The following is a 5,118-nucleotide window of genomic DNA, read 5'->3' as shown; positions in this document are numbered from 1 at the left end:
AAAATTGCTGTATTCTCAATAATTATATTTTATTTTTTAATAAATTCAAGTATTTTTATATTATTTATTTTCACCTCTCTACAAGGTGGCACACTAATAACTATTCATCACTACTGTACAAAAAAAAGCTCAAGCCCCCTTTTTCATCAAATGGGACTTGAGCTTTTTGGCCTTTCTATTATTTACAATCTTGATTAAGGCTACTAACCTCTATTTAAACTACTTTAAAGAATAAACTTGCTTCGCTTTTACGACGCCTTACTAAACCATCTTTATAGCGCATTGCTTTCCCCCAATAGACAACCATATTATGTCCAAGCTCCTCTATTGTATTAGAATGCTCCACAAGTTCACGTAATCCCCCGGGCCCTCTGTTATAGCAATAGGACATTAAAGCATTACATTGATTACTATTTAGATTTTTAAATTTTTTGACTGCTATTTCATCTACATTATTACAATATTTTTGTAAATCATTAATAAGATTTTCATCTGCTTGTTTCTGCGTCCATACAGTCGTTGCTGTAATCCTATTATCAAAGCTATGCCCATACCCTATTGTATAATATTGCTCACCTTCAAGTTTATAGGCTTTCAAACTACATCCTTCGAATTGTTTAATTAAAGCAATGCCCTCATTATTAATTTTCACTGCACTTTCCCCCAAAATCTTTGACTTTATATGCTTATTATATGAGGGGAGTGTAACACTTGTACCTTTTACTATACACTTGCAACTACCTTTTACATTTATTGCTAAGCTGAATGCTCTATACATTCTTTTTAATAAAAAGCTTTGATACGATTAAACCAAATGCGTGCTGGATCGTTTGTAGCATTCATATGTTGTGCTAACTTTTCTGCATACACTTGTTTAATTTCTTGATAGCTTTCGTCATAGCATACATTATGTAATTGATAAGGATCTTTTTCAAAATCATACAATTCCCCTTTTTCACTTTCATTAAAGGTAAATTGATATTTATTATCTCTTACCATACGTTGTCTTGATACATAGAAGTGATTGTGATACTCTCCATAAACTTCTGTTCTACCATTACTTACTTGCTCACCCATCATCAGTGGCAAAATACTCTGTCCATCTACTGGCTTTTGTGGTGTTGTTCCTGCAATATCTAGTAACGTTGGCATCAATTCTTGAAGATAGACAAAACTTTCATTATCTTGAGTGCCTGCACCTTTAACCACCATTGGAATTCTATAGATTTCATCATAAGTAAATGCACCTTTTTCAATTAACTTATGTGCGCCTAAGCAATCTCCATGGTCTGCACTATAAATAATAATTGTATCTTCATAAATCCCCAGTGCTTTCAATTGATCTACCATCATCCCCACCATATCATCAATCATTGTACAGTGACCATAGTATTTACTAATAATATCGGCAAAACCTTCCCAGCCGTAGTCACCAAGTCCCCACATTTTCTCAGAAAGATAATGCCCATAAGGCTTATTCTCAAAAGTTTCTTTGTAACTTGGGTGTTCTTTAATATCTTTTGGATTGTACATAGAGTAATAAGGTTCTGGTACAATACTTGGGGAATGTGGCCCCCAGAAATTTGCCCAAATGAAGAAGGGTTCTTCTTGCTCACTTGCCTTTTTAATAAGTCTGTTCGCCTCTTGTGCCACATAATACTCAATTGTACTTTCTACCGGTCCTTCATGCTTAGCATACATCTCTTGAATTTGAAGTGCTGGATTATTCCCTAAGAAGCCATGGGAAATATCTGGTGTAAATCTATTTGCTTTAAGGTATTCCTCATAATGATTAGGCGCATTAGTAGGGGGCTGATCAAACTTCAGTTGTGAAAACACACCACTTCCAGGGAATCCATAACCCATAAAAGGCTTTCCTTCGTCAAATCCACATTCCTCCGGTGTTCTAAAGGGTGACACGTGCCACTTCCCTGCATAGCCACAAAAATACCCTTGGGCTTTCATACAGTCTCCTAAAAGTGGAATACCTTCTTGAATATCTGTAAAGTTATCAATAACCCCATGGTTGTGTGGATAAAGCCCTGTCATTACACTTGCTCTTGCTGGTGCACAAATAGCCGATGAGGTAAACGCATTGGTAAACTTCATTCCTTCTTCTGCAAGTGCATCAATACGTGGTGTTTTGCAAATGTCATTCAATCTATAGGCACTGACAGTATCATAGCGTTGTTGGTCAGACAAAATTAATATCACATTTTTTCTTTTTTTCATTATTTATTCCTCTACTTTTATTAGAATTTTACTTTCTTTCTCCTACGTTGTGTCTAACAAAACCGCCAAGCCATCCACCAAGTCTTAAAATCCTAAATACATCTAGCACGCTTTGTAGTTCATCTTCATTTTCACAAATATAATCTGCAAAGGCCGTCCATTTTTCATCAGCTAATTCTTTTTGTCCTCTTGCCTTCGCTTCAAAAGCTGCAGCGAGTAATTCTGTATAGTCTAGATGATACACCAAATACTTCCATGATAATGCTTGTGTCTTTGACAAGTGTGGTTTGTGACGCATGACTACTTCTCTAAAGTTATGTACAATCTCTTGTGCACTGGCAACCTGATTTGCAAAGGACTCGTCCACCTTGCCTCCACCTAAATGCCAGTAGTCAATTTCAAAGGCCGCTGAAATGTTTTCAAGGTAAGCCTGACATACATCTCCTTCTTCTCCGAAAGCATGCCTAAAATAATCTTCGGCAATCTCTTCAAAAGATAAGCTTGTATCCCATAATGTTTTTCCCATGGTATAGTTAGGCAGTGCTGTTGGAAAGAAGGCTCTTTGTTCCTGACAACTCATAAGCCCATTGAGCTGCATGCCTTTTAGTTCTTTAATATCCTCTGAAATGATTTGTGAAATCTTACAATAGCCCGGGTCTCCATAATGAGCCCGTCCGAGATGATAGTCAAAGTCAAAGCTATCTCCTGCAAAAAGCGCTTGCCACTCTTCTAATAACTGTCTATAATCCTCTACCTCAGAAGGCAGCTTAACTTGATTAAGTGGGTAGCGTGACACCTTTTTCTCCTGTGGCTCACGAGATTTATAGGACTTATTAAATGTTCTGGAGATGGGTGCAAACATCATCACAAATCGTTCGGGATGATGTAGCCTTTCTTTAATAGGTGTCCATAGCAATTCAAAGTATAATAAAAATGCAATACGCGTAGATAGTCCTTCTTTGCTCAGTTGCTCATCTAGTCGATTGAGTACCTGAACATACCAATCCGTAGGTGTCAGTGTACCACATTTCTCACACTCACAATGATTATTGAAGTCATCCGCTACCCATACATGAAGGACATCTGCATTCGGATGCTCCTTGGCATAGTCTACAACGGCAGCTGTCATTTGTGCTTGAACACGCTCTTCGCTATAGCATAGATTGGTATTAAGAGGAATGCCTCCCCATAGCTGTCTTTCTCCCTTTGTTAAAGCAAGACATTCTTTTTGTGCTTCGGTCAATACACCGTCTTCTACGCCCCAGCCACGTCCTTCAATCCCAATAGCTTCACATGTCCATCCATGACCTACTGCATGCTCAATCAGTCCACGTTTTTGAAGTTCTTTTCTTAGTCCTTGCGTAAATTCTTTTGCCATTTCATCATCAAAGAATTCTTTTCTTTTTAAAGGGTTTTCTTCATGAGCATACCATTGTTTAAAAAATGCGTAGGCATGCTTAAATTGAATGAAATAGCTATTATACCCAAGCTTTGGCATCCACTCTATCAAATCCACAACATTTTGGTAGCTATTAGCTCCCTCTATGACAATGCCTCTATGTCTCAAATCCGCAGCATCTTCTAGCATGACATTCATGGCTTCAAGTGGCTTATAGACCAGTACCTCACCATCTTTACAGGGTCTAATCCATCTACAGCCTAGTTCTGTCAAAAATCTATACACCCCAATTAATATACTTCTTGGATTACTTCCAGCAATAAATCCTTTGCCTTGTTGGATTTTAATAGCTATTGCATCATCGAATACCCGATCTGGGGCTTCAAGCTGAAGGCCTAGTTCTTCATCTATTCCTAACCAAATCCCTTCTAGGTTTTCCTCATACGCCTTTCTGACTTGAATTTCAAAACAATCTTCACCTGTTATAAGTGTAAGATAACTTGCTAGCTCCCTTGCCGCATAGCAAAGTGTCTCTTGCATTCCTATCTGATAAATTGTATGCATCATTTTTCTCCTATCTATCTCATAACTATTTATCATTTTACCACATCATTTTAGATTAACGTATATTTATATGTAATATTTTAAACTTGTTTTACTCTTTATCACAAGCAAACCATTTTTTTAAATGCCCCTCATTGAGCAACATGACTGACTCAAATTTTCCATCTTTAAATACTGCCCAATTATTAAAAATACAAGGTACTGCTTTTGCCTTTTCTAGGCTATCTATTTCTATAAGATTGACATCTATTTGATGGGCCTCACAAAAGTTCCTTACTTCCTCAACACAATGGGGTATAAAAGGACATTGCTGCCCATAATAAATGGTCAACCTCTTGCTATTTATCTTTCCATGCCTCACCTGCTCAGTAAATGTAGGCTTCGTACCATCAAAAGATAGGGCTAAAAGCTCATACGCCTCTACTGTATCTACCACCTTGAAACCATAGGTTTCAATAAACTTTTTGTCAGATAGGTAAGGCTTTTTCTTCTTAGAAGTTAAAATACATATGCCTGATTTTCCACTTCTTCTGGCATCCTCTATACAATATTCCAACAATGCTTTGCCATACCCTTTCCCCTTAAACGCACCAGATACCCAAAGACAGTAGATATACAAATAATTCTCTCCTAAAATAGGTATCCATGCCTTTTCAAGTGGTGCATATTCTATAAATACTTTTCCTCTCACATCAAGTTTGCGAAATACATGTCCCTCTGTAAGCCTTTCCCTCATCCATTCCTTTTTGTTAGTTACACCACATTGATGCTTTTTATCTGCTATGGCACAACAAATATGTTCCTCATCAATATGCTCAAGTGTTATATTTTTGAACTGTTCACCCATTACTTTTCTCCCTCACCTATTTAATTTATCTTGATACAAAAGTAGCTTAAAGTCATTATATACTTTAAGCTACTTT

General features: G+C 37.0%; 5 protein-coding genes. 1 reads left to right on the top strand and 4 read right to left on the bottom strand.

The annotated features are described in order from the left end of the window. Positions 1-198: hypothetical protein (locus RRY75_RS13855; RefSeq protein WP_332717327.1), on the top strand; the 198-nt coding region annotated here is incomplete at its 5' end. Positions 199-214: 16 nt separating this feature from the next. On the opposite strand, the gene RRY75_RS13850 is transcribed toward RRY75_RS13855, so the two are convergent. The 4 genes from RRY75_RS13850 to RRY75_RS13835 form a co-directional block, all read right to left on the bottom strand. Continuing rightward, on the bottom strand, positions 215-652 hold the full coding sequence (locus tag RRY75_RS13850) for a lysozyme (protein WP_332491229.1): 438 nt from the start codon (positions 650-652) through the stop codon (positions 215-217). 131 nt (positions 653-783) lie between these two features. Continuing rightward, positions 784-2,232 carry a sulfatase-like hydrolase/transferase gene (locus tag RRY75_RS13845; protein WP_332491231.1) on the bottom strand — a complete coding sequence of 483 codons (1,449 nt, stop codon included), beginning with the start codon at positions 2,230-2,232 and terminating at the stop codon, positions 784-786. Between the two features lie 28 nt (positions 2,233-2,260). After that, positions 2,261-4,195 (bottom strand): DUF4838 domain-containing protein, encoded by a 1,935-nt coding sequence (locus tag RRY75_RS13840; protein WP_332528487.1) that lies wholly within the window; start codon positions 4,193-4,195, stop codon positions 2,261-2,263. A gap of 91 nt (positions 4,196-4,286) precedes the next feature. Then, positions 4,287-5,042, bottom strand: coding sequence for a GNAT family N-acetyltransferase (locus RRY75_RS13835; protein ID WP_332491237.1), 756 nt, complete (start codon positions 5,040-5,042; stop codon positions 4,287-4,289). Positions 5,043-5,118: the final 76 nt, after the last annotated feature.

Source organism: Niameybacter sp. (genome assembly GCF_036655075.1).
Taxonomy (GTDB): domain Bacteria; phylum Bacillota; class Clostridia; order Lachnospirales; family Cellulosilyticaceae; genus Holtiella.
The sequence above is the reverse complement of the archived record's forward strand: the minus strand, read 5'-3'. Positions and strand labels throughout refer to the sequence as shown.